Annotated in this window: 24 protein-coding genes; 22 read left to right on the plus strand and 2 right to left on the minus strand. The window is 52.3% G+C overall.

Annotated features, from left to right (window positions below; all coding sequences use genetic code 11):
- Nucleotides 1-50: 50 nt before the first annotated feature.
- On the plus strand, nucleotides 51-641 hold the full coding sequence (locus tag EKM91_RS07060; protein WP_125751870.1) for an ECF transporter S component: 591 nt from the start codon (nucleotides 51-53) through the stop codon (nucleotides 639-641).
- 158 nt (nucleotides 642-799) lie between these two features.
- Here the strand turns inward: EKM91_RS07060 and EKM91_RS07065 are convergent, their stop codons facing one another.
- Entirely contained in the window at nucleotides 800-1045 is a 246-nt protein-coding gene (locus tag EKM91_RS07065) for a ferredoxin (protein ID WP_125751873.1), read from the minus strand.
- 29 nt (nucleotides 1046-1074) lie between these two features.
- On the opposite strand from EKM91_RS07065, the gene EKM91_RS07070 reads away from it, so the two are divergent.
- The 13 genes from EKM91_RS07070 to EKM91_RS07130 all read left to right on the plus strand — a co-directional run bounded on the left by EKM91_RS07070 (nucleotide 1075) and on the right by EKM91_RS07130 (nucleotide 14919).
- Nucleotides 1075-2061 carry a helix-turn-helix domain-containing protein gene (locus EKM91_RS07070; protein WP_125751876.1) on the plus strand — a complete coding sequence of 329 codons (987 nt, stop codon included), beginning with the start codon at nucleotides 1075-1077 and terminating at the stop codon, nucleotides 2059-2061.
- Entirely contained in the window at nucleotides 2048-3460 is a 1413-nt protein-coding gene (locus tag EKM91_RS07075; RefSeq protein WP_125751879.1) for a RecQ family ATP-dependent DNA helicase, read from the plus strand. The genes EKM91_RS07070 and EKM91_RS07075 overlap by 14 nt, the downstream gene beginning before the upstream one ends.
- Before the next feature lie 56 nt (nucleotides 3461-3516).
- Nucleotides 3517-4209: a LysM peptidoglycan-binding domain-containing protein gene (locus tag EKM91_RS07080; protein ID WP_225419470.1), complete on the plus strand. Its 693-nt coding sequence runs from the start codon at nucleotides 3517-3519 to the stop codon at nucleotides 4207-4209.
- A 118-nt stretch (nucleotides 4210-4327) separates the two neighbouring features.
- Nucleotides 4328-4990: a (d)CMP kinase gene (gene cmk / locus EKM91_RS07085; RefSeq protein WP_125751885.1), complete on the plus strand. Its 663-nt coding sequence runs from the start codon at nucleotides 4328-4330 to the stop codon at nucleotides 4988-4990.
- An 82-nt stretch (nucleotides 4991-5072) separates the two neighbouring features.
- Nucleotides 5073-6350 carry a 30S ribosomal protein S1 gene (rpsA, locus tag EKM91_RS07090; RefSeq protein ID WP_125751909.1) on the plus strand — a complete coding sequence of 426 codons (1278 nt, stop codon included), beginning with the start codon at nucleotides 5073-5075 and terminating at the stop codon, nucleotides 6348-6350.
- Nucleotides 6351-6464: 114 nt separating this feature from the next.
- Complete coding sequence (der, locus tag EKM91_RS07095) at nucleotides 6465-7775, plus strand: ribosome biogenesis GTPase Der (protein WP_125751912.1); 1311 nt, start codon at nucleotides 6465-6467, stop codon at nucleotides 7773-7775.
- 233 nt (nucleotides 7776-8008) lie between these two features.
- Complete coding sequence (locus EKM91_RS07100; protein WP_125751915.1) at nucleotides 8009-8284, plus strand: HU family DNA-binding protein; 276 nt, start codon at nucleotides 8009-8011, stop codon at nucleotides 8282-8284.
- A 108-nt stretch (nucleotides 8285-8392) separates the two neighbouring features.
- Nucleotides 8393-9655: a tetratricopeptide repeat protein gene (locus tag EKM91_RS07105; protein WP_125751918.1), complete on the plus strand. Its 1263-nt coding sequence runs from the start codon at nucleotides 8393-8395 to the stop codon at nucleotides 9653-9655.
- Nucleotides 9656-9755: 100 nt separating this feature from the next.
- Complete coding sequence (locus tag EKM91_RS07110) at nucleotides 9756-10937, plus strand: CCA tRNA nucleotidyltransferase (protein ID WP_125751921.1); 1182 nt, start codon at nucleotides 9756-9758, stop codon at nucleotides 10935-10937.
- Nucleotides 10938-10983: 46 nt separating this feature from the next.
- Nucleotides 10984-11442: a hypothetical protein gene (locus EKM91_RS07115; RefSeq protein WP_125751924.1), complete on the plus strand. Its 459-nt coding sequence runs from the start codon at nucleotides 10984-10986 to the stop codon at nucleotides 11440-11442.
- Nucleotides 11443-11558: 116 nt separating this feature from the next.
- Nucleotides 11559-13448, plus strand: coding sequence for an ABC-F family ATP-binding cassette domain-containing protein (locus tag EKM91_RS07120; RefSeq protein ID WP_125751927.1), 1890 nt, complete (start codon nucleotides 11559-11561; stop codon nucleotides 13446-13448).
- Between the two features lie 12 nt (nucleotides 13449-13460).
- Entirely contained in the window at nucleotides 13461-14411 is a 951-nt protein-coding gene (locus EKM91_RS07125) for a thymidylate synthase (RefSeq protein ID WP_125751931.1), read from the plus strand.
- A 19-nt stretch (nucleotides 14412-14430) separates the two neighbouring features.
- The gene (locus EKM91_RS07130) at nucleotides 14431-14919 is read left to right on the plus strand and encodes a dihydrofolate reductase (protein ID WP_125751934.1); all 489 of its coding nucleotides are present in this window, start codon (nucleotides 14431-14433) and stop codon (nucleotides 14917-14919) included.
- A gap of 50 nt (nucleotides 14920-14969) precedes the next feature.
- On the opposite strand, the gene trhA is transcribed toward EKM91_RS07130, so the two are convergent.
- Entirely contained in the window at nucleotides 14970-15605 is a 636-nt protein-coding gene (gene trhA / locus EKM91_RS07135) for a PAQR family membrane homeostasis protein TrhA (protein ID WP_125751937.1), read from the minus strand.
- A 184-nt stretch (nucleotides 15606-15789) separates the two neighbouring features.
- Between trhA and EKM91_RS07140 the strand changes: the two genes are divergently transcribed.
- The 8 genes from EKM91_RS07140 (at nucleotide 15790) to EKM91_RS07175 (ending at nucleotide 23811) form a co-directional block, all read left to right on the plus strand.
- Nucleotides 15790-16632 (plus strand): DegV family protein, encoded by an 843-nt coding sequence (locus EKM91_RS07140; RefSeq protein WP_125751940.1) that lies wholly within the window; start codon nucleotides 15790-15792, stop codon nucleotides 16630-16632.
- Nucleotides 16633-16680: 48 nt separating this feature from the next.
- Nucleotides 16681-17535, plus strand: coding sequence for an SGNH/GDSL hydrolase family protein (locus EKM91_RS07145; protein ID WP_125751943.1), 855 nt, complete (start codon nucleotides 16681-16683; stop codon nucleotides 17533-17535).
- Nucleotides 17535-18146, plus strand: coding sequence for a YpmS family protein (locus tag EKM91_RS07150; protein ID WP_125751946.1), 612 nt, complete (start codon nucleotides 17535-17537; stop codon nucleotides 18144-18146). Before EKM91_RS07145 ends, EKM91_RS07150 begins: the two co-directional genes overlap by 1 nt.
- Before the next feature lie 11 nt (nucleotides 18147-18157).
- The gene (gene msrA, locus EKM91_RS07155; RefSeq protein ID WP_125751948.1) at nucleotides 18158-18670 is read left to right on the plus strand and encodes a peptide-methionine (S)-S-oxide reductase MsrA; all 513 of its coding nucleotides are present in this window, start codon (nucleotides 18158-18160) and stop codon (nucleotides 18668-18670) included.
- Between the two features lie 293 nt (nucleotides 18671-18963).
- Nucleotides 18964-19206 carry a YozE family protein gene (locus EKM91_RS07160; RefSeq protein WP_125751951.1) on the plus strand — a complete coding sequence of 81 codons (243 nt, stop codon included), beginning with the start codon at nucleotides 18964-18966 and terminating at the stop codon, nucleotides 19204-19206.
- Nucleotides 19190-20626 carry a S41 family peptidase gene (locus EKM91_RS07165; protein WP_452233294.1) on the plus strand — a complete coding sequence of 479 codons (1437 nt, stop codon included), beginning with the start codon at nucleotides 19190-19192 and terminating at the stop codon, nucleotides 20624-20626. Before EKM91_RS07160 ends, EKM91_RS07165 begins: the two co-directional genes overlap by 17 nt.
- A 153-nt stretch (nucleotides 20627-20779) precedes the next feature.
- The gene (locus EKM91_RS07170; RefSeq protein ID WP_125751954.1) at nucleotides 20780-21844 is read left to right on the plus strand and encodes an iron-containing alcohol dehydrogenase family protein; all 1065 of its coding nucleotides are present in this window, start codon (nucleotides 20780-20782) and stop codon (nucleotides 21842-21844) included.
- A gap of 137 nt (nucleotides 21845-21981) precedes the next feature.
- Nucleotides 21982-23811: a heavy metal translocating P-type ATPase gene (locus tag EKM91_RS07175; RefSeq protein WP_125751956.1), complete on the plus strand. Its 1830-nt coding sequence runs from the start codon at nucleotides 21982-21984 to the stop codon at nucleotides 23809-23811.
- Nucleotides 23812-23962: the final 151 nt, after the last annotated feature.

Raw genomic sequence — 23962 nt, forward strand, 5'->3', positions numbered from 1 at the left:
AAGCAGGCCTTTTTAGGCTCTTCTGAAGCAACCACATGGAGGAATGTTCTATGTCTGGTTCTAAAGTACACCGTTTGGTCGGGATCGCACTGCTGTCAGCCGTTGGGTTTATCTTGCAAATGTATCTGGCATTTCCGATATTACCCATGTTTCCCTTTTTGAAGTTGGATCTCTCTGATCTGACGGTGCTGTTAGGCGGGTTGTTATATGGCCCGGCTGGCGGGGTCGCGATCGCTTTTGTCCGGTCCTTAGTGCATTACGTGATGACTGGCGGCGGTGTGGTCAATTTGGTTGGCGATGTGGCGGCGTTCATTGCCAGCGTCGGGTTCATGTGGCCGGTGGTCACGGTGATGAAGACTAAAAATTCAGTAGGGCGGCAAATCGGCGGGTTGATCGGCGGGACGATCAGCTTGACGGTGGTCATGAGTTTGTTGAATTGGGTCGCAATCATGCCAATGTATCTGGCGGTCATGAACTTTCAGTTGGGGATGTCCACGATCAAGTATGTGTTGATCGGCGTGGTGCCGTTCAACTTGATCAAAGGGGCAGTCGTCTCAGTGGTATTCTTTGCTTTTGCCAAGGCCTTGATGCCTTGGCTGGATCGCCAACATGCGATCCAAGCCCAGCGCTTGCAGCATTAAGCCTGTGATCAACAGGCTGATGAAGCGGTAGTCACCGGCGCCTTGAAACTGTGATTCGATTGTTGAATCGCGATTTCAAGGCGTTTTTTTGCCGCTAAAGCGCCAAAAAAGCGCATCTGATGCAGATGCGCAATGAGATAGCCGCGGCCAGCCGTTTTTTAAGCGTGGGGGCGTGTTGGGGCAAACGGCTGCTGTCCGCGGGTGATCGCACCGGTGGGGCAGCGTTGATAGGCCAGCTTGAAGGCTTGCAGCTGTTGGGCAGACAGCGCCAAGCTGCCCGTGTTGTGGTCTGGGCGATAGCTGGCGATCCCGTTTTCGTCGTAATCAAACAAGGCCGGTGCCAGCATTTGGCACAACCCGCAAGCGATGCAAGCGTCTTGGTCGACGTGAGCGTATAATGGCATGAGAAGTCCCCCTAGAAAGGTGATCAGCAATGCTTGACGATTTGCTCATCCAGTTTTTTGATCTGCAACCGCGCCGCCCAACAGCGGTTTATTTGCTGTTGACGGGCAAAAAAACATTGTCGATTTTATTTGCGGCGATGCAGCATCATCAACTGCAATGGCTGCAACTTTACCCTACGCTGGCGCGCGCAGATTTTCAAGCCGCGATCGCGCGCCTGCAAGCGGCACAGGCGTTGCAGGAACAAGGACCAGGGTTGGTGCTGGAAGATGCCGCACTGCAAGCCGCGGCCAAAAAGCGCCTGCCTTTGCCGACTGCTTATCGGCCAGAGTTTGGGGTCGCAAGTTTTGCCGCGCGCTTTTATTTGGCCGTTCAAGTCTTATCAGAAGCCAGTTTCGGGCAAAAAGCGTATCGGCCGTTAACCAATGATTGGGCCACCCAACAAGCGGTACGTACTTGGTGGGCCAGCATCACGCCTCAAGCCGCGATCAAGGAGTTGACGGCGGCGTTTGCGCAGCTGCCGCCGGCGCAAGCCACGTTGTTGACACAGGCCATGGTTGGCCATGATTTTGTGGGCCCAGGCCAATTAGACTCATTGCAAGCCCAAATGGCGCAGTTGGATGCCCTGTCAGCGCTGATCTCGACGATTGCCGCGCATCCAAAATGGCCGGCTTTGAATCGCTTATGGGGCGGCAAGCAGCGATTAGGCAGTCAAACGATGGCCCAAGCGTTGGCGTTGAGCCAAGCTGGGTTGTCCAAGGAGCAAATCGCCCAAAGACTGCGCCTCAAGTCCAGCACGGTCAATGAACATTTGTTGACGGCAGCGTTGTTTGGCGCGGAATTGCCGGTGGCAAGCTTTTATTCACCGGCACAATTTCAGCAGCTGACGACCTTAGTGCCGCAAGCGCAGCACCCGTATCAAGAACTCTTGGTGCAAGTCGCAGACAGTGATTTTTTCCAGATCCGCTTATTTCAGATCCTTTGTTTAACCGGGAGGTGGCCTGATGGCGGCGCTTGAAGCATTATTACAAGAACACTTTGGATTCATCACCTTCCGCCCTGGGCAAAAACAGCTGGCAGCGGCGGTATTGGCTGGAGAAGACGCCTTGGGAATCTTGCCAACAGGCAGCGGTAAAACCTTATGTTATCAGCTGCCTGCGACGCAGTTAAGCGGGTTGATGGTGATCGTAGAACCGCTATTGGCTCTAATGGATGATCAAGTGGCACGCTTGCAAGCCCGCGGCCAAAAACGGGCGGTGGCCTTATCCAGCCGCTTGACGCCGCCAGCATTTCATCAGGTTTTGGCCAGCTTGGCGCGCTATCGCTTCTTATTTGTTGCCCCAGAAACCTTGATGCGCCAAGATGTGTTACACCAGCTGCAACAAGTGACGATCAGTTGTTTGGTGATCGACGAGGCCCATTGCATCTCGCAATGGGGTCCGGATTTTCGCCCAGCGTACTTGCAGCTGGGGCAAGCGCGCGCTGCTTTAAAGCCGCGGTGTACCTTAGCGCTGACCGCCACGGCGCCTAAGCGCGTGCGGGCAGACATCATCGCTCAATTGGGGTTACAAGACCCGCAGCAGGTGGTCAGTGATGTGGATCGGCCCAATGTGTATTTAGGCGTGGAGCAAATCGCCGATCCAGCCGCCAAACAAGCCCGTGCCAAAGCCTTAGTGCAAGCGGTGCAGGCCGCGACGATCGTGTATTTTGACTCCAAAGCCCAAGCGGAAGCTTATGCCGAGATGTTTACCCAAGCGGGGATCGCTGCAGCTTATTATCATGCCGGCTTATTGCCGCAAGCGCGCGAATTGATCCAGCGCCAGTTTATGCATGATCAGCTGCAAGTGATCTGTGCCACCAGCGCATTTGGGATGGGGATCGATAAACCCGACATCCGCTTAGTGGTGTATACGTATGTCCCAGAGTCGTTAGCAGCTTATTCGCAAGGAATCGGCCGCGCCGGGCGCGACGGGCAGCCGAGCATCTCGGTGGTGCTGGTGGCGCCTGGGGATATGCAGCGCGCGGCGCAATTTGCCCAAGCCCTGCCGGATAACGACTTGATCCAAACGGTGTATGCCGATCCTGAAGCTTATCAAGATTTTGATGATCCGCAGGTGCAGCTGTTAGTCGCTTATCACCATGCCGGCTTTGCGCAAGCGACAGTCGTGGCCCAACTGGCCGCCAGGCGGCAGGATAAACAAGCGCATCAACAGGCGATGGCGCAGTTTTTAACCGCAAAAGGCTGTCGCCGCCAAGTGTGGCTGCAATATTTTGATAGTCCGATCAAACCGCACACGGCTTATTGCTGTGGGGTGGTGACGCCGGAAATCTTGGCGCAGATCCCGCATAAGCCGATCAACAGTGCCAAAGCGCAAGATTGGCGGCAAGTCTTTGCCCAGTTATTTAACCAAGTCTAAAGGCTTTTCAAGCATAGGTATGATACAATAATTGCAGTATGTGAGGGGGGATCGGTTTGCGTAAGAAAACCACCAAGAAAGAGGAATCTGTCGGCAACGACGCTTCCGACCAAACCAAACCTTGGAATAAACAATTCGAAGACGATCGTGACGATGCGGGTAATTTGTCGCGCGTGGCCACGCGCAAAAAAAAGCGCGGCACGTCGATTTTGTCTTGGGTCGTGTGGATCGCATTGGCACTGGTGATCATCGTGCCAGTGGCTTATGAAGCGATCCATAGCAATTCAAATGCCGGTGGCGGCTACTCAAACGATAAGATCACAGTCACCACTTCGAGCAAGAAAAAAGCTGCTAGTCAAAAAAGTGCGACCAGCAAAAAAAAGGTTGCCAGCAACCATGCCAAGTCGAGCAAACATAAAGCCGCCAGTCAACGTGTCGCAGCCAGCCAAAAAGCAGCCGCAAGCAGTGCATCAGCTAGTGCCGCATTGGCCAGCTCAGCCGCTGCCAGTCGCGCAGCGGCGAGTTCTGCGGCGGCCAGTTCCGCAGCGGCCCAAAGCCAAGCGGCCAGTGCCAGTAAGGCAGCGGCTAGTTCAAGCAGTACGGCAGGCGGCACTTACACCGTCAAGGCCGGCGATAACTTGTATCGTATCGCGGTCAACCACGGCATGACGTTAAGTGAGCTGTTGCAGCTCAATGGCATGTCGTCTGGGGCCAGCATTGCTGCCGGACAGACTTTGAAAGTCAAGTGATCGCAGTGCGCCGCGTTTAGTATGCCGCGAGCGTCAAAGCTTAAAGGGTGTTGACCAAAGCTCGGACAGTTGCTGGCCGAGTTATTGGTATGTCAAAAAAGAGGAGTGCTTCTGCAAGATGCAAATTGCAATCGATGGCCCAGCAGGGTCGGGGAAAAGTACCATCGCCAAAATCGTTGCGAATCGGTTAGGCTTTATTTATTGTGATACCGGCGCCATGTATCGCACGGCGACTGTGATGGCGTTGCGTTTGGGGTTAAAGTTGGATGATGAAGCGGCGATCATGGCGCATCTCAAGCCGCTGGCGATCACCTTTAAGCCGACCCCAGAAGGCCAGCAAGTGTTTATGGATGGCGAAGAGGTGACTTTGGCGATCCGCGAGCCTGAAACGACGAATAATGTGTCTCAAGTGGCGGCTTTGCCGGCGGTGCGCGCAGAAATGGTTCAACGCCAACGCGACATTGCCGCGACTCATGATATCGTCATGGACGGACGCGATATTGGCACCACCGTGTTGCCGGATGCTGAGGTGAAGATCTTCATGGTCGCTTCTGTAAAAGCGCGGGCGCAACGCCGCCATGAAGAAAATGTTGCCAAAGGGATCATGACTTCAGTGGCAACGCTGGAACAAGAAATCGCCACTCGCGATCACAAAGACGCGACCCGCGCGGTATCCCCGCTGCAAAAAGCGCCTGACGCCATTGAGATCGACAGCACGAATATGACCATTGCGCAAGAAGTTGACGAGATCTTGCAACTAGTCGCGACGAAAATTCAATGATTTTCAACAAAGTGTTGGTATTTTTAATCAAGATTAGGTACAATAGAGGCTGTATGACAGTCGTATAGGAGGATTTTTTGGCATGAGTGAAAACAACGTAAACGAAAACGCCCAAACGATGGCGGACGCCTTAAACAGCGTCGAAACCGTTCATATCGGTGACACCGTAAAGGGTGAAGTTTTAGCCGTTGAGGATAAGCAACTGATCGTCGGTATCGAAGGCACCGGGGTTGAAGGTGTCGTTCCTCTGAAAGAATTATCTACTCAGCCAATCGATGATATTCGTTCGGTTGCTAAAGTCGGCGACGAGATCGACCTGGTGGTCATCTCCACGATTGGTAAAGATAAGGAAAACGGCCAGTACCTGCTTTCTAAGCGCCGCTTAGAAGCACAAAAGGTCTGGAAAGAGATCCAAGCGAAGTTCGATGCTGGTGAAACTATCACCGCGCCAGTGACCTCTGTGGTCAAAGGCGGCTTGGTCGTTAATGCCGGCGTGCGTGGATTCGTTCCAGCATCCATGGTTGAAGACCACTTTGTCGAAGACTTGAACCAATATAAGGGTCAAGAACTCGAATTTAAGATCATTGAAATCGAACCAAGCGACAACCGCTTGATCCTTTCTCACCGTGCGATCGTTGAAGCTTCCAAAGCTGAAGCGCGCAAGGAAATCTTCAGCAAGTTACAAGCTGGCGATATCGTTGAAGGCAAGGTTGCTCGTTTGACCAATTTTGGTGCTTTCGTTGATCTTGGCGGCGTGGATGGTTTGGTCCATGTTTCCGAAATCGCGTTTGATCACGTTGACAAGCCGTCTGACGTGCTTAAAGTTGGCCAAGACGTCAAGGTCAAAGTATTGGCTGTTGACGAAGACCGTGACCGGATCTCCTTGTCCATCAAGGCGACCTTGCCACAACCATGGGACAACATTGAAAGCGAAGCACCAGCTGGTGCCGTGCTTGATGGGACCGTACGCCGCTTGACGAGCTTCGGTGCTTTCGTCGAAGTCTTCCCAGGTGTTGAAGGTTTGGTCCACATTTCTCAGATCTCCCACGAACACATTGCGACGCCTCAAGATGTGTTGAAGGAAGGTCAAGAAATCAAGGTCAAGGTCTTGTCTGTTGACCCAGATGCACATCGCTTGGCGTTGTCCATCAAGGCGCTTGAAGAAGCTCCTGAAGGCGCACAACAAGAAAACAACAGCCAACCACGCAACAACAACCGTGGTGGCGATCGTCCAAAGCGCAACAACCGTCGTGAAGAACGCACGTCGATCCCTGCTGAATATCAACAGGATGATTCCGGCTTCTCCTTAGGCGATATGCTTGGTGATGCTTTGAAGGATTTCGGTAAAGACGACAAGTAAATCAGTCGTTGATTGCGGGACAAAACATCGTTTTGTCCCGTTTTTGATGCCATTGACAATTTGAGGACCGCAGCTTGTGAAGCGGTCCGGTAATACAGATAAGGATGTGAACAAATGGTACTCCCAACGTTAGCGATCGTCGGTCGGCCGAATGTCGGCAAGTCCACGATCTTCAACCGGATCATTGGCGAACGGATCTCCATTGTCGAAGATACGCCCGGCGTCACGCGGGATCGGATCTACGGTAAAGGCGAATGGCTCGGCAAAGAATTTGCTTTGATCGATACAGGCGGGATCGACATGGGCGATGAACCGTTTTTGTCGCAGATCACCCAGCAAGCTGAAATCGCCATCGAAGAAGCAGATGTGATCATGTTTTTGACCAGCGTCGAAGCAGGGATCACCGATGCCGACGAAAAAGTGGCGCAGATTTTATATCGTGCCGACAAGCCGGTGGTTTTGGCGGTCAACAAAGTCGATAACCCAGAGCGGCGCAATGAGATCTATGATTTTTATTCCCTGGGCTTTGGCGAACCATACCCATTGTCTGGGACGCATGGCATTGGCTTAGGCGACGCGTTAGATGCTGTGTTTGCGGCGTTTCCTCAAGAAGGCCAGGCCCCTGAAGACGACAGTATCAAGTTTTCCTTCATCGGCCGGCCGAATGTCGGCAAGTCCAGTTTGGTCAATGCAATCTTAGGTGAAGAACGGGTGATCGTGTCTGAGATCGAAGGCACGACGCGTGATGCGATCGATACCAAGTTTCAAAGCGCTGGGCAAGAGTTTACCATGATCGATACTGCCGGGATCCGCAAGCGCGGCAAAGTCTATGAAAACACCGAAAAATACGCGGTGATGCGGGCGTTGCGGGCGATCGATCGCTCTGATGTGGTCTTGGTAGTGCTCAACGCCGAAGAAGGCATTCGCGAACAAGATAAGAAAGTCGCCGGCTATGCGCATGAAGCCGGGCGCGGGATCATCATCGTCGTAAACAAGTGGGATACTTTGACCAACAAGGATAATCACACGATGCAAGAGTTCCAACAGCATATTCGCGATGAATTTCAATATCTTGATTACGCCCCGATCGTGTTTGTTTCTGCGAAAACCAAGCAGCGCTTAAAGAACTTGCCGGCCATGATCATGACGGTTTCAGAAAATCAAAACCGCCGGATCCAAAGTGCGGTGTTGAACGATGTCTTGATGGATGCCTTGGCGGTGACCCCCACGCCGACGATCAATGGCAAGCGTCTGCGCATCTACTACATGACCCAAGTGGCCGTAAAACCGCCTACTTTCGTGGTTTTTGTCAATGATCCGGACTTGTTGCACTTCTCTTATCAGCGTTTTCTCATTAACCAGTTGCGGCAAACGTTTGACTTTGACGGCACTCCGATCCACTTGATCGCGCGCAGCCGCAAATAAGGGATCGACGCCTTTTACCGCTTGAAAATCATTTTTTCAAAGTTGGTTTTTCACCAGTTGCGTAAAATGCCGCCGAAAGTGGAAAAAACCTTGCTACACCGGCGTTGGTGTGCTATCTTTAAGCATGAAATAGTGATACGGTTTTATCATTGTTTCCTCATCCTGTGAGCTTGCTCACAGTTGGGACTGTTTAGATGTGATACATCTAAATCTATATGGAGGTGAAATTGCTCATGGCAAACAAAGCTGAATTGATCGAAAGCGTTGTGGAAAAGACTGGCTTGACCAAGAAAGACGCAACCGCAGCCGTTGACGCTGTCTTCGGTTCGATCCAAGATTCCTTGGCCCAAGGTGCTAAGGTTCAACTGATCGGTTTCGGTAACTTCGAAGTGCGCGAACGCGCCGCTCGTAAGGGCCGCAACCCACAAACTGGTGCAGAGATCGAAATCCCTGCATCTAAGGTACCAGCATTCAAGCCTGGTAAGGCACTCAAGGACGCTGTTAAGTAGTCTCCTGAGGCAATGATACACAGAATCGGCTGAGCCCCTCGGGACTCGGCCTTTCTTTTTGCCGGTGGGGCTAAAATGGCCCTGTGCGCGTTGAAAGCGGAGGATGAGATGAGTTATTCCAAAGAGATGCTAGATGCCTTAGAACGTGGCGATATGGCAGATGCCAAGGCCTTTTTCAAAGATGTCTTAGCGCACGATGATGATGAAACCAAATACAACCTTGCCGAAGAGCTTTATGCACTGGGCTTCATCGGCCAAGCCCAGCGCTTGTACCAAGAGTTGTTAGGCAAATATCCGGATCAAGATGATATCAAAACCATGCTGGCAGATATTGCTGTTTCTAACGGTGATAGCGATCAAGCATTGAATTATCTTGCTCAAGTCGGCCCTGACAGTGATGCGTATGTGCAAGCGTTAATGACTGCTGCTGATGTCTACCAAACCCAAGGTCTTTATGAAGTGAGCGAGCAAAAACTTTTAGAAGCGCGGCAGTTGGCGCCAGATGAGCTGGTGATCACCTTTGCGTTAGGTGAGTTATATTTTGCTTGGGGCAAAGACGACCAAGCGGCGCTGGCTTATTCTGATTTGATCCAAGCTGGTGTGGCTGAAATGGCCGGGGTTTCAGTGAAGTCTCGGTATGCTGCCACGTTAGCCAATATGGGACAATATGAAGACGCGGTGGCCGTTTATGAAGACCTCAAAGATGCGCTGGATGTTAATGATGCGTTTACCTTAGGCAGCTTATATGCGCAACTCAAAGACTATCCGCGCGCCATTGATGCCCTTCAGCGGGTGATCACTGAAGATGCCAGTTATGCCAATGCGTATTTGCCGCTGGCCCAAGCCCAAGCGGCAGATCATCAAGGCGACGCGGCGTTGACGACGGTGCAAGCCGGCTTGCAAGTCGATGATACCAATCCGGAATTATTCGCGTTAGGCGCACAATTGGCGCTGAAAGCCGATGATCAGCCTTTAGCGCGCACGTATTTGCAAAAGGCTCGCAAGCTTGATCCGGAAAATCAAACTGTAATGCTGGCTTGGTCCAACTTATTGTTGGCAGAAGGGGCTGATCAGGATAATGTGGCCTTTTTGGAAGCAATCGACAAATCTGGCGAGGTGGATCCGCAGATTTATTGGAACCTGGCGAAAAGCTATGATCGCTTAGACCAGCCACAACAGGCGCGGGAGAATTATCTCCTGGCTTTTGGCCGCTTTCAGGACTCGCGGGATTTCTTATTGGATATCATCGACTTCTTCCAGTCCACCGCGGCCATTCCTGAACTCAAAGCGGCAATGACCCGTTATTTGGCCTTGGTGCCGGATGATGCAGCGATGCAAGCGCGCCTGGATGAACTTAACGCGGAAGCCTAAGCGGGCGTTGCGCCCCATTTAAAAGCCGGCGCTTCTAGTCGCCGGCTTTTGTGCTGGGTGCTGGGATTTGCTATGATAGATGAGATTGTGAGGGGAAAACATGCAAATCGATTTAACACATCCAGACTTTCAAGCGGCGATCCCAATCTTGAAGCAAATCGAAGCCGCTGGGTATGAAGCGTATTTTGTCGGCGGCAGTGTCCGTGACGCCTTATTAGGCTTGCCGATCCATGATGTGGATATTGCCAGTTCTGCTTATCCAGAAGAAATCAAGCAGATCTTCAAGAAAACGGTGGATACCGGCATCCAACATGGCACGGTGATGGTGTTGGACCATGGGGTCGGCTATGAAGTGACGACCTTTCGCACCGAGTCGACGTATCAAGATTTCCGCCGGCCGGATCAAGTGACCTTCGTGCGCTCGCTGGCCGAAGATCTCAAACGCCGCGATTTTACCGTGAACGCGTTGGCAGCGCGCCATGATGGCAGTGTCGTCGATATGTTTGCCGGCTTGGCTGATCTCAAAGCCAAGCGCCTGCGCGCCGTGGGCGATCCGCAAGCGCGTTTTCATGAAGATGCTTTGCGGATGATGCGGGCGGTGCGGTTTGAAAGTCAGCTGGGTTTTGCAGTCGCGCCGGCCACACAAGCTGCGATCGCGGAAAATGCGCCGCTGTTAGCGCATATCTCCGTGGAGCGGATCGCCAGTGAGTTCACCCGCTTGTTGTTGGGCCAAGACCGCAATGCGGGTTTGGCGACATTTTTAGCCACGGGGTTGTACCGGTATGTGCCGCAAATGGCCACCAAGGCAAAAGCGTTGGCGGCTTTTGGACAATTGCCGGACACACCGATCGCATCGGCTGCAGTGGCGTGGACGTTAGTGTGTCATTGCCTGGCCTTGCCGGTGGCCGCGACCATGAAAGCTTGGAAGCAAGCCAACGATCTCAATCACTTAGTGCAAAATGCCGTGGGCTTATTGCCAAAACTTGCTGCAACGACGCCTTGGGACTTGTATTTGGCCGGTAAAGCGGCAGTGGACGTGGCCGCAGCTGCGCAAGCGTATTTGCAGCCAGGCTTTGATCCGGCCCCAGTGCAAGCGGCTTATGCGGCCTTGCCGATCCATAGCAGCCGCGATTTGGCGCTGAATGGGCGGGATCTGATGACGCATGGCATGCGCCCAGGGCCGCAGTTGGGGCAAACGTTGAAGCGCATCGAGCAAGCGGTGGTCTGCGGCAGACTGTCGAATCAGATGGAATCGCTTTTAGCCGCCGCGATGGATGAATAAGTGTGTTAGAATAGTCATGTAAGCACATTCAGAGAGGATGAGTGATATGACGGAACACGCTTTTGAACAGTTGGTCTTCCACTTCCGTAATGGGGATGAGTGGACGATCTCACATAAGGAATTAGCCGATATTTGGATCAGCCGCGTCACCACCAGCTATGGCCGGATCAATGGCGGCAAGATCCAAGAAATTCACCCATGCAAGAGTTTCAAAGTGGAGATTTTGCCAGAAGCGGATCACGTGAAGTCTACCGACATCAACACCGGTTCTTTGGAATTAGGGATGTTTGGGCGCGCAACGAAGTATCAAGACATCGAGAAGATGGATCTGATCTATGATGCTGCAGCCAATAACCAGATCCAGATCTACTTCCCATTCAAGCAAAAAGATCCCAGCGGCTTAGACAATGCTTATCAAACCAGCAAAGTCAGCCAAAAAGACGGGCATTTGTATATCGTCATCGATGAAACCCATACGGTTGACGATGATTATCCGCAAATTTGATCACGATTTGGGAGCGGGGCTTTGGCCCGCTCTTTTTTTTTCGGCCGAGCCGGTTTTTGTCTCAACCCCTTTTCTTTGTTATGATAGACCCAGACTGACAAAAGGATCGGATAAACATGCAAACTTTGATGGCAAGCGGCGTAAGCAAGGCTTACGGCGATAAGCAACTCTTTAAGGGGATCGACTTTTTGATCAACGCTGGTGATCGCATCGGCTTGATCGGGGTCAATGGCACCGGCAAGTCAACATTATTAAATGGGTTGGCAGAGGTGGAACCATTCGACCAAGGCGACGTGACGACGCCGAAAAACTACCGCATCGCCTATCTTGCCCAAAAACCGGCGTTAGCAGTGCACAAGCGCATCATGGATGCAGTATATGGCGGCGATGGCCCGGTATTTGCGGCCTTGCGCCAATACCAACAGGCTTTGGCGGCTTACACCAAAGCGCCGATGGATGAAGCGGCACAGACGGCTTATGCGAAAGCAGATGCCAAAATGACGCAGCTGGATGGCTGGTCGGTGGATACGGATATCAAGACGATCTTGACCCAATTGCACTTAAGCGACTTGGATCGCACGATCGGCAGCTTGTCTGGCGGCCAACAAAAACGGGTCGGCTTGGCGCAAGTCTTGATCGAATCACCAGATCTGTTGATCTTAGACGAACCGACGAACCACTTGGATTTTGACTCGATTGCCTGGTTGGAACAAACCTTGAGCAAATATAAAGGCGCGTTATTAGTTGTGACCCATGATCGGTACTTCTTGGATCGCGTTGCCAACAATATTTGGGAGTTGGATCACGGCCAACTGTATCGCTACACAGGCAACTATGAAGCGTATGTCCAACAAAAAGCGGCCCAAGTTGCCCGTGATTCTGCCGCCGCGCATAAGCAGCAGCAGCTTTATCAACAAGAGCTGACCTGGATGCATGCCGGCGCTCAAGCCCGCACGACCAAACAACAAGCGCGGATCAATCGCTTTAATGACCTGAAAGACGAAATGGCAGCGCGTCCCAGCGCTCAAGGTCAAGTGGAAATGCAAGTGGCATCGACGCGCTTAGGCAAAAAGGTGATCACATTTAAAGACGCCAATTTACAACTCGGCGACCACCAGATCCTCAAAGACTTTTCTTGGTTGGTGCAACCTGGCCAGCGCGTGGGTATCACTGGCGAAAATGGGGCAGGTAAATCGACGCTGCTTAACGTCATTGCCGGCCGTTTGCCGCTTGACAGCGGGGTGTTGGAAATCGGCGAAACCGTGAAGTTAGGGTATTACACCCAGCTTTCACAAGACCTCGATGATTCCAAGCGCGTGATCGCTTATTTGCAAGCGATCGGCGAAGGGTTAGTGACCAATACTGGCGAGCGGATCAGCGTGACGCAATTATTGGAACAATTTTTATTTCCGCGAAGCATGCATGGCGAGTTGATTGGACGGTTATCCGGCGGGGAAAAGCGGCGGTTGTACTTGTTGCAAGTGTTGATGCAGCAACCAAATGTTTTGCTGCTGGATGAGCCGACGAATGACTTGGATGTGGCGACGTTGACCGTCTTAGAAGATTATCTCGCGCATTTCCCTGGTACGGTGATCACCGTGAGCCATGATCGCTACTTTTTGGATAAAGTGGCCGATCAGTTATTGATCTTCCAAGGCCGCGGCGTAATCGACCGTTATGTCGGCGCGTTTAGCGACTACTTGCAAAAACAACTGGCTGCTCCTGCCGCCAAACCCGCCGCCAAGCCCAAAGCTGCCCCTAAGGCGCAAACGGCGAAGGTCAAGACAAAATTGACCTATGCAGAAAGTATGGAACATGATAAGCTACAAACACAAATGGATGCTATCGATGACCAGATCACTGGCTTAAAAGCTGAAATGGCGCAAGTGCCAGGCGAAGATTATGTACGCTTAGGCGACTTGCAAGCCCAGATCGACACCCTCAACGGCCAACTTGATCAAATGTTTGATCGCTTTGCTGAGTTGGACGAATATGTCAATGAATAAAGGAGTCAGGCGATGTTAGAGCAACCGTATTTAGATCTGATGCAGCAGATCCTTGACGAAGGTGATTTCAAAGGCGATCGGACCGGTACCGGGACGTATAGCCATTTTGGCGCACAATTGCGCTTTGATCTGCAACAAGGCTTTCCTTTGCTGACCACTAAGAAAGTGCCGTTTGGGTTGATCAAAAGCGAACTGTTGTGGTTTTTGCACGGGGATACCAATATTCAATTCCTGTTGCAGCATAACAACCATATTTGGGATGAATGGGCGTTTGAGCGCTGGGTCAACTCAGCTGAATATACCGGGCCGGATATGCATGATTTTGGCCGGCGGCGCTTGGCAGATCCGCAATTCGCCCAAGTGTATCAACGCGAAATGGCGGCATTTGACCAGCGCATCGTGGATGATGATGCCTTTGCGGCGCGATATGGCAATTTAGGCAATGTCTATGGCAGCCAGTGGCGCGCTTGGAAGACGTCTCAAGGCGACACGATCGATCAGCTGGGGGATGTGATCCAGGCAATCAAAACCACGCCGAACTCCCGGCGGTTGATCGTCAGTGCTTGGAATCCAGAAGACGTGCCGACGATGGCGTTGCCGCCATGTCACACCTTGTTCCAGTTTTATGTCAATGATGGGAAGTTGTCGCTGCAGCTGTATCAACGATCAGCTGACATGTTCTTAGGGGTGCCGTTTAACATCGCTTCTTATGCCTTGTTGACGCATTTGATCGCGCATGAAGTCGGCTTGCAAGTCGGCGAATTCATTCATACTTTCGGTGATGCGCACATTTACACCAACCATGTCACCCAAGTCAAAGAACAACTGACTCGGACCCCCAAACCTGCCCCGCAGTTGTGGCTCAATCCGGATAAGCATTCCGTGTTTGATTTTGAGATGCAAGATATCAAAGTCGTCAACTATGATCCTTATCCTACGATCAAAGCCCCAGTTGCCGTTTAGACTTAAAGGAGAAAACCTGGTGATCGCATTTTTATGGGCCCAAGCTGCCAACGGCGTGATCGGCAAAAATGGCCGCTTGCCGTGGCATTTGCCAGATGATCTGGCATATTTTAAACAACAAACGTTAGGTCAGCTGACGGTGATGGGCCGCAAGACGTATTTAGGCTTGCCCAAGCGGCCATTGCCTGGCCGCACTAACGTGGTGTTGACACATGATGTGACGTTTGCTGCCCCTGGGGTGGTCGTGGTGCATTCGGCAGCTGAACTTTGTGCACTGGCCGCTAAACATCCGGATCAAAATGTGGTGATCACCGGCGGGGCGCAAGTTTTTGCCAGTTTGAAGGACTTGCCTGATACCTTATGGGTCACCCGCTTGGCCGGGGAATTTGATGGGGATGTGGTGATGAGTGACTTGCCTTGGCAAGCCTTTAAGCTCGTCGCCAGCCGCAAAGTTGCCATGGCAGATCCGCAGCTGACCCACACATTTGAAACTTGGCAGCGCCAATAACCAAGACCAAATCAAAAAAGCCGCCTCAATCGAGGCGGCTTTTTTGTGGCTTAGACGAACAAGTATATCGAGGCATACATCAAAGCACTGCCCAGCATTACAAACAGATGCCAGATCACATGGATATAAGGGATCTGTTTTTGCGAGTACAAGACGGCACCAAACGTATACGCGATCCCGCCGCCGACCAGCAGCCAAAACCCGGCTGGGCCAAGGTGCTGCCACAAAGGTTCGATCCCGATCAGGCACAACCAGCCAAGCAAGACATAAATGCTGGTTTCCACCAAGCGCCATTTGCCGATGAAAAAGCACTTATAGCCGATCCCGGCAAAACACAAGGCCCAGATCCCGATCAACAACCCCCAGCCGAGTTTGCCGCCGATGGCGACTAAACAATATGGCAAGTAAGAGCCGGCGATCAAGATGAAAACGCCAGAATGGTCGAGGACTTGCAGTACATGGCGAGCCTTGGTGAAATAAAAACTGTGAAAAGCCGTTGACGCCGAGTACAACAAGATCAATGCGACGCCAAACCCGATGAAGCTGGCCAAGCGCGTCGGGCTGCCTTGGCCTTTATACGCTAAGGCGATCGTGCCGATCAACGCCATCCCTAAGCCCATGGCATGGGTGGTGGCGCTGAGGCTTTCGTTAGTAAAGGTATAGAAATTGGATTTAGATAGTTGCATCGAGATGACCTCCGCATTTGCCGGTTATGCCTTTGACATTTACGAATCTATCATAGCATGATAAGATGGTAAAAACAACTTAACCTAGTCACTGAAACTAGATGACCCTTTGCTGACAAGGTAGCGGGTCTTTGTTATACTAAATTAGTGGCTAACGTAACCTATAAGAAAGTGTGGCCGAAACATGCCAAAAATTAAACTCGTGACAGATTCATCGATTCAACTCACACCTGAGGAAATCGCTCAATATGATATTCGGGTGGTCCCTTTGACCATCATGATCGACAGCACCGTGTATATCGATGGTGAAACGATCTCAAGAACTGAATTTATGGATAAAATGGCGGCGTCATCGGCTTTGCCAAAAACATCGCAGCCGGCACCAGGGACGTTTTTAGATGTCTATAATGAACTGACGGCAGATGGCAGCCAAGTGCTTTCCGTGCATATGTTGCAAGCCATCAGCGGCACTGTCAACTCGGCACGCCAAGCGGCTGAAATGTGTGATGGCGACGTGACGGTGATCGATTCTGATTTCACCGATCGCGCGATGAGCTTTCAAGTCTTAGAAGCGGCGCGCTTGATCGCCACCGGTGCGGATATGCCTGCCGTCTTAGCCCAAATGGACAAGGTCAAAGCCAATACTACCTTAGTGATGGGAGTTTCGACTTTAGACAACTTGGTCAAAGGCGGCCGCTTAAGCCGCGCTGCCGGCGCCATTTCGACCTTGCTCAACATCAAGGTGATCTTGCAAGTCGCAGATGGTGAGTTGAAGGTGATCCAAAAAGGCCGCGGGACTAAGACCTTGCACAAGTTCGTGGACAGCTTCATCGAAAAGATGCAGTCATTTGACCACTTGCATGCCGTCGGGGTTTCTTTTGCCGGCGGGGAAGCTTATGCGCAAGAAATCGCCGCGAAGATCAAAGCGGCCTTGCCGCAAGTGCCGTTATTGATCCAGCCGACGGACCCGGTGATCGCAACGCATACCGGTGCCGGGGCATTTGCCATCATGTGCTACACCGATTAGAAAATTCAGTGAGGGCAGGGGTGACCCTGCCTTTTTGTGCTTAAAAGGGTGATAAAAGTGAAACAAACGATTCGGGCCTTGCTGGTCGTCATTGCCGTGGCGGTGGTGACGTTTGCCGGATGGCAGTGGTTTGGGCCTAAAGTCGCCGCCACTAACTTACAAGGCGTCACCACCAAGGTGCAGCCGTTGAAGTTGGTAGGGATCGGGGATTCATTGACCCATGGCGTCGGGGATGCCACCAGCAGCGGCGGTTATGTGCCGCTGATCAAAGCCGACCTGGAAGCTAGTGGCCAATACGATGTGTCCACGGCTAATTTTGGGGTGACCGGCAATACCGCCAAGCAAGTCCAACGGCGGCTGGATACCCAATCTAAGCTCCAACAGGCGGTCAAACAAGCCGATGTGATCACGCTGACCGTCGGCGGCAATGATCTCATGGCGGTGTTGCAGAAACATTTCTTTGATATTTCGGCTGGCGATGTTGATCGCGGCAATGCGCAATTTCAAAAGCGGTTGAACAAGTTATTGACCACGATGCGCCAAGCCAATCCAGATGCGCCGATTTACGTTTTTGGGATCTACAATCCGTTTTACGTGTATTTCCCCAAACTGACAGCGATGACCACCAGCGTGCGGGCGTGGAATCAAGCCACGCAAAAAACGCTGGCCAAGCATTCACAAGCGTATTATGTCGATATCGATGCCGTTTTGACCAAAGGCGGCACGACAGCGTCTAAAGCCACCAAGGCGAGTTTGAAACAAGCCTTGGCTGGCGATGAAGAGGCCAACCCGTTGATCTTTAGTGAAGACCATTTTCACCCGAATAACGCCGGCTATGCCCAGATGACCAAGCAATTATGGACTAAAATGCAGCAAACACGCAGCACATGGGAGCATGAATAATGAAGCGAGCAGATAAAAAACCGCGCCGCCCGATCAACTTGTGGCGCTGGGCGACGCTGATCTTGATCGGGTTAGGTTTAGGGACCGGAATTTGGTTTACCGTGAAAGTCCTCACCCCCTATCATGATCCAACGATCGCCACTACGACCAGCGCGCCAGAAACGGGTCAGCCGGCATTTTCCGTGCATTTGACCAAGCGGCAGGTCAACCGGATCGTTGACTACTACTTGAATGATTATCTCAAAGATAGTGACATCAAGTACAGTCTCACGGTCGGAGATCAAGCCGTTTTAGGCGGCCATTTTAAGTTTTTCGGGGCGACGATCAAGTTCCAGTTGCTGTTTGACCCGTTGGTGCGCAGCAACGGCGACGTCGAATTGAAAGCTAAAAAGCTTAACATTGGCAGTTTGCCGGTGCCGATCAGCTATGTTTTAAATTATGTTGGTCATTCTTACAAACTGCCTAAGTGGGTCAAGCTCAATAGCTCAAAAGAAACAGTTGTGTTAAAATTGAGCAAATTCAAATTACAAAACAAGATGCAGATCAAAGCGACGAAGATCGATTTGCCCAATGATGCGATCGACTTTTCCGTTTATCTGCCGCAAAAATAAGGAGCGATAAGATGGCTGAAACCGCAATTTTTGCCGGAGGGTGTTTTTGGTGCATGGTCCAACCGTTTGAAGAACAGCCCGGCATTTTAAACGTCGTGTCTGGCTATACCGGCGGCCATGTGGCTAACCCGACTTATGAACAAGTTTGTTCGCACACCACTGGGCATACTGAAGCTGTTCAGATCACCTTTGATCCCAGTGTGATCTCATATGATCAGTTGTTGGACATTTATTGGCAGCAAACAGATCCAACCGATGCCATGGGGCAATTCCAAGACCGCGGTGATAATTACCGGCCAGTGATTTTTGTCGCTGATGATGCCCAAAAACAAGCTGCAATAGCCTCAAAAGCCCAACTTGAAGCATCTGGGCGGTTCAAAGAACCAATCGTGACCAAGATCGAGCCGGCCAAGCCGTTTTACCCAGCTGAAGAAGCCCATCAAGAATTCTACAAACACAATCCGCGCCGCTACGCGATGGAACACGCCCAGCGGCAAGAGTTTATCAATAAAAACTGGCAATAACACAAAGCAAAGCAAGCTGTTTTTAGGGGTGTGGGTAAGGCAGCCTGAGTGCGTCGCGGCACGCGGCGTGATCGGGATGACTTATCCGCGACCCCGTTAGCTTGCGCAGCTGGACTAAACACATTGCAAAGCAAGCTGGTTTTAGGCATGTACTTGATCCGGCCTGGGTGTGCACGGCACGCTGCGGACCGAGGTCACTTAAGCGCAATGCCGCTGCTTGTAGCGCTTGACTCAGCAACACTATACTGTTGACTGCCAGCGGCTTTGCCGACTGGTGAGAAAGGATCGATGGCATGCGCCAGACGTTTTATCAATATTTGATGACTTTGCGAGACCCCAACGATCACTCGGAAATCGCTGATTTTGCGCAGAATGCGTTTTTGGATCAGAGTTTTCCAAAACAAGAAAGCGGCTTTGATGCGCTGAGCGAATACTTGGAACTCAATGGGAATTACTTGCCAAGCATGAGCGTATTTGATGATGCCTACCGTGAGTATCAAACCCGCGAACGGATCGAAGGTGACACGATTGGCTAAAAAACCACACTTGCAAGTGCCTGCTTGGTTGTTGGCAGTGGGGATGAGTGTCACGCTGGTCGGCGGCGGGGTGATCGGGTATCTGACTCATACTGCCGTGAGTGCTGCGGCACCAAGCACGGCCAGTTTGCCAGCCGGGTTCAACCAGGTGCTGCAAACATATGCCACCATCCAAAGCGGCTATTACAAAAAGACCACCAGCAAGCAATTGACTGCTGGGGCCATCAATGGGATGCTGGAAAGTTTGAAAGATCCTTATTCCACATACTTGGCCAATGATTCTAAGAGCTCTTTAGATTCAACGCTCAGTGCTTCTTTTGGCGGGATCGGGGCCACGGTGCAACAATCAGGCAATAAGCTGACGATCGAAAGCATCATGCCTAACACCCCGTCTAAAAAAGCCGGGCTGAAAGTTGGCGACCAGCTGATCGCCGTTGATGGCAAATCGGTTGAAAAAGCCGACGTCACCACTGCCGTCGATAAGATTCGCGGCAAGATCGGCACCACTGTCAAAGTCACCATCAAACGCAATTCGGCGCAACAAACGTTTGCCATGAAGCGGGCGAAGATCACGACGGATACGGTCGTCGGGGCCTTGGATAAAACCGACAAACACGTTGGCGTGATCACCATGGCGACTTTTTCTGAACCAACTGCTAAGCAATTCCAACAAACGGTAAAGAAACTGCGCAAGCAAGGGGCAACCAGCTTTGTGCTCGACTTGCGCGGTAATCCTGGCGGGATGTTGGATCAAGCCTTGAAGATCGCTTCAATGTGCTTGAAAAACGGCCAAACGATCGTGAAGGTCCAAGATCGCAACGGCAATACCCAAAATTATAAAGCCAACAAGAAATATGATGACGGGTTCAAAGTCACCGAGCCGCTGGCGATCTTGATCGACGGCAACTCGGCTTCCGCTAGTGAAATCTTATCAGCGGCCTTGAATGAAAATCTTGGCAGCCCGCTGGTCGGGGAACAAAGCTATGGCAAAGGCACGGTGCAAAATGTCATGCCGATCAGCAAGACGGCAGAAGTCAAGCTGACAGTGGCCAAATGGCTGACGCCTAAAGGCAACTGGATCAACAAGAAAGGCCTGACGCCAACGGCCAAAGTCGCCTATCCAGACTATTTGAGCATCAAGTCGATTTCGGCTAAGTCGTTGAAGCTTGGCGATGAAAGCGGCAATGTGAAGTCCTTGCAACAGCTGCTGAAGGCGCTTGGCCAAGATCCAGGCACGATCAATGGGTTTTATGGCCCGACGACCCAAGCGGCCGTGACGGCATTCCAAAAAGCCAATCACTTGCCTGCTAACGGGACAGCAGACGAAAAGACCTTGTCTGCGTTAGTGGCTAAGCTGGTCGCAAAATATCAAGACCAAGACCCACAATTACAAGCGGCCGTCAAAGCGGCAGCCAAATGATCCTTAAACCGGCGCGGAGGCCAAATCATGCCTCCGCGCCGGTTTTTTGTACTGGCAGATCGATCCCGCTTTTCCCGTGACAGTGACGCCAAAATTGCGTATGATGAAATTAGTTGTAATCGCTTTCGACCAGCAAAGAAAAGGAGCATGTCTATGAGTATCACATCTGAGATCCGTCCAGGCGCCAATCGCTATCTCAACCATACCGGGGCATTAGCTGAGTTGCCAGAATTGTTAGCGCCATTTAAACACCCGATCATTATCACCGGGGAAAAGTCGTTTGCGGCATATCGTCAATTTGCGCCGGAGTTGGATTGTCCAATTTATCGCTATGATGGCACCGCCTCAGATGAAGATGCCCAGCGCATTGCTGACGCTGCACCAGATGCCGATTGCGTTTTGGCCATCGGCGGCGGCCGGGTCTTAGATACGGCCAAGGTGACCGCAGAATTGCTCGCCAAGCCGGTGATCACGGTGCCGACGTTAGCGTCTAATTGTGCGCCGTATACGCCAGTCGGCGCGATTTATCAGCCGAATCATCAATTCAAGCGCGTGGCGTATTTCACCCAAGCCCCTTATGCGACAGTCGTTGATTGGGATCTGATCTTGACGACGCCGCATGATTATTTCGTTGCCGGTATCGGCGATACCTTGGCCAAGTGGTATGAACTGGTCGGCTTGACTGCCGGGCGCGATGCGACTTTGCCGGTGTTCACCCGGGTGGCCAAAGCCATTGCCCAAGAGATCTTGACCACCTTGCAAGACTATGCGCCGGCTGCGTTAGAAGCGTTGGCTGCCGATGATGCCACCCCGGCATTTACCGCCGTCGCGGATACGATCATTGGCGTGGCAGGGACGACTGGCGGCTTTGGGGTCGCCGACGGCCGGCAAGCTGGTGCGCATGCGGTGCACAACGGCTTGACCCATATTCCGGAAACACATGATATTTTACATGGCAGCAAGGTCGCTTATGGGGTCTTGGTGCAACTGGCTTATACCGGCGACGCCGCCGATTTGCATGCGATCATGCCGTTTTACCAAACAGTCGGCTTGCCGACCAAGCTGGCGGATCTGCATATCACCACAGACGTACCAGCGAAAATGCAAACGATCGCGGCAGCCGCGGCCAGTCCTGATGAATCCTTCACTTTGATCGATTCACAAGTGACTCCAGAAGCAATCGTGGCGGCGATGGAAAAAATAGAAACTGGGGCCTGAGTGCGATCTCAGTAAACGCAGCGGTGGCGCTTGATCTGCGGATCAGGGCCACTGCTTTTTTATAGGCATGGATGCAAACGCTACGCCAACTTGATATGATAGAGTTAGTGAGAAAGTTATCAAAAGGAGGCGAGCGTATGCGTGAATATCGACGATTGATCGCAGTTGCCGGTGTGGGTGCGGCGGCGTTGTTCTTGGCATTCGGGCTCAACCAGGTGCAATGGGCGCAAGGGTTGATCACAGTTGCCGGTGGGATCTTGGCTTTGCTGATGTTTGTTGATATGGTTCAGACGCTGCGTTCAGGGACGTTTGGGGTGGATCTGCTGGCGATCACGGCAGTCGTGGCGACGCTGGCTGTCGGGGAGTATTGGGCAGCGTTGATCGTGTTATTGATGTTGACAGGCGGTGACGCCTTAGAAGATTATGCCAGTCAAGTGGCCAACCGTGACTTGCGGCAGCTGCTCGACAATTCACCAACCACTGCGCATCGCTTAGAAAATGACCGCTTGGTGGATGTCGCCGTCGATGCCGTGGCAGTCGGTGACATTGTCGTGGTCAAGCCCGGTGAATTAGTGCCAGTCGACGGCCAAGTCACTGATGGGGTGAGTCTTGTCGATGAAGCCAGTTTGACTGGTGAATCCCGTCCCGTGGAAAAAGCGCCTGGCGACGATTTGCTAAGCGGCACTGTGAATGGGGATGTTGCGTTGACCATGACGGTGACCAAGCCGGCTAAAGACAGTCAGTACCAAGGTATCGTGCGCTTGGTCAAAGAATCTGAAGCGCACCCGGCGCGTTTTGTGCGCATGGCTGATCGCTATGCGGTGCCATTTACGGTGATCGCTTATGTGATCGCCGGCATCGCCTGGGCATTGTCCGGCGATCCCGTCCGCTGCGCGCAAGTGTTAGTGGTAGCCAGTCCGTGTCCGTTGATTTTAGCGGCGCCAGTGGCGATGGTGTCGGGCATGAGCCGTACCAGCCGCAACGGGGTGATCGTCAAGTCTGGCACCACGATCGAAAAACTCGCCGCCGCTAAAACTGTGGCCTTTGATAAAACTGGGACGCTCACGCAAGGGGTCTTGGCAGTAGCCGCGATCCAAACCGTGGCTGATTATTCCCAGCAAGAATTACTTCATCTAGCGGCTAGTGCTGAGCAGCAATCAGCGCATATTTTGGCCCGTTCACTGGTGCAAGCCAGCGGCGACCAGCACTTGCTGGCTACCACAGGCGTCGCGGAAGTGACCGGTGCCGGGGTGCAAGCCACAGTAGCTGGCCACTTCGTGCGGGTGGGGAAAGCCGATTTTGCCCAAGCACCAGAGGCGCAGCCGGCCACGGCAGTGTATGTCAATGTGGACGGTGCTTATGCCGGTTATATCACCTTCACCGACCGGACTCGGCCAGAAGCACGGCGCACGATCGCTGCCTTGCATGATCTCGGTGTCCAAGATGCCATGATGATCTCAGGCGACGCCCAAGCCGTCGCTGATGCGGTAGCTCAAGAAGTCGGCATTGATCATGTGTTTGCCAAGCAATTGCCAGCAGACAAACTGGCTGTGCTGGCGACCGTGCCACAAGCGCGCCGGCCGCTGATCATGGTTGGCGATGGCGTCAACGATGCGCCTAGTTTAGCCACGGCGGATGTCGGCATTGCCATGGGTGCGCATGGCAGCACTGCCGCTTCTGATTCAGCCGATGCGGTGATCTTAGCCGACGACTTGACCAAAGTCGCCAGTGCGGTGGTGATCGCCCAAGACACCATGCGCGTCGCCAAGGAGGCGGTGGGCATCGGCATTGCCATTTGTACCTTGTTCATGCTGATCGCCAGCTTCGGGGTGATCCCGACGATCATTGGTGCCTTGTTGCAAGAAGTGGTTGATACGGTCACGATCGTCTATGCACTGCGGGCGCGCACAGGGATGCGCGACGCGACGATCACAAAGACGCCAAGTGAGCAGCAGGTGGAGGAATGATGGCTATGACGTTGAATGCAAAAGACGCTGCAGAGTTAACATGGGCAGCTGACAAATTCGATTGAGGGACTCCTGATGGGCAGGGATACTGCTGAAGGGAGTCTTTTTTGTTTGGAGAATAAATGACACTTGGTCGTTTATTGAATATTCG

The organism is Lacticaseibacillus baoqingensis, assembly GCF_003946165.1.
Lineage (GTDB): Bacteria > Bacillota > Bacilli > Lactobacillales > Lactobacillaceae > Lacticaseibacillus > Lacticaseibacillus baoqingensis.

Coding starts and splice junctions, on each gene's coding strand:
- EKM91_RS07070 (WP_125751876.1), top strand. CDS start 1,075: ATGCTTGACGATTTGCTCATCCAGTTTTTTGATCTGCAACCGCGCCGC.
- EKM91_RS07065 (WP_125751873.1), bottom strand. CDS start 1,045: ATGCCATTATACGCTCACGTCGACCAAGACGCTTGCATCGCTTGCGGG.
- EKM91_RS07120 (WP_125751927.1), top strand. CDS start 11,559: ATGCAAACTTTGATGGCAAGCGGCGTAAGCAAGGCTTACGGCGATAAG.
- EKM91_RS07140 (WP_125751940.1), top strand. CDS start 15,790: ATGCCAAAAATTAAACTCGTGACAGATTCATCGATTCAACTCACACCT.
- rpsA (WP_125751909.1), top strand. CDS start 5,073: ATGAGTGAAAACAACGTAAACGAAAACGCCCAAACGATGGCGGACGCC.
- cmk (WP_125751885.1), top strand. CDS start 4,328: ATGCAAATTGCAATCGATGGCCCAGCAGGGTCGGGGAAAAGTACCATC.
- trhA (WP_125751937.1), bottom strand. CDS start 15,605: ATGCAACTATCTAAATCCAATTTCTATACCTTTACTAACGAAAGCCTC.
- EKM91_RS07110 (WP_125751921.1), top strand. CDS start 9,756: ATGCAAATCGATTTAACACATCCAGACTTTCAAGCGGCGATCCCAATC.
- EKM91_RS07075 (WP_125751879.1), top strand. CDS start 2,048: ATGGCGGCGCTTGAAGCATTATTACAAGAACACTTTGGATTCATCACC.
- EKM91_RS07175 (WP_125751956.1), top strand. CDS start 21,982: ATGCGTGAATATCGACGATTGATCGCAGTTGCCGGTGTGGGTGCGGCG.
- EKM91_RS07150 (WP_125751946.1), top strand. CDS start 17,535: ATGAAGCGAGCAGATAAAAAACCGCGCCGCCCGATCAACTTGTGGCGC.
- EKM91_RS07115 (WP_125751924.1), top strand. CDS start 10,984: ATGACGGAACACGCTTTTGAACAGTTGGTCTTCCACTTCCGTAATGGG.
- EKM91_RS07125 (WP_125751931.1), top strand. CDS start 13,461: ATGTTAGAGCAACCGTATTTAGATCTGATGCAGCAGATCCTTGACGAA.
- der (WP_125751912.1), top strand. CDS start 6,465: ATGGTACTCCCAACGTTAGCGATCGTCGGTCGGCCGAATGTCGGCAAG.
- EKM91_RS07105 (WP_125751918.1), top strand. CDS start 8,393: ATGAGTTATTCCAAAGAGATGCTAGATGCCTTAGAACGTGGCGATATG.
- EKM91_RS07160 (WP_125751951.1), top strand. CDS start 18,964: ATGCGCCAGACGTTTTATCAATATTTGATGACTTTGCGAGACCCCAAC.
- EKM91_RS07170 (WP_125751954.1), top strand. CDS start 20,780: ATGAGTATCACATCTGAGATCCGTCCAGGCGCCAATCGCTATCTCAAC.
- EKM91_RS07100 (WP_125751915.1), top strand. CDS start 8,009: ATGGCAAACAAAGCTGAATTGATCGAAAGCGTTGTGGAAAAGACTGGC.
- msrA (WP_125751948.1), top strand. CDS start 18,158: ATGGCTGAAACCGCAATTTTTGCCGGAGGGTGTTTTTGGTGCATGGTC.
- EKM91_RS07060 (WP_125751870.1), top strand. CDS start 51: ATGTCTGGTTCTAAAGTACACCGTTTGGTCGGGATCGCACTGCTGTCA.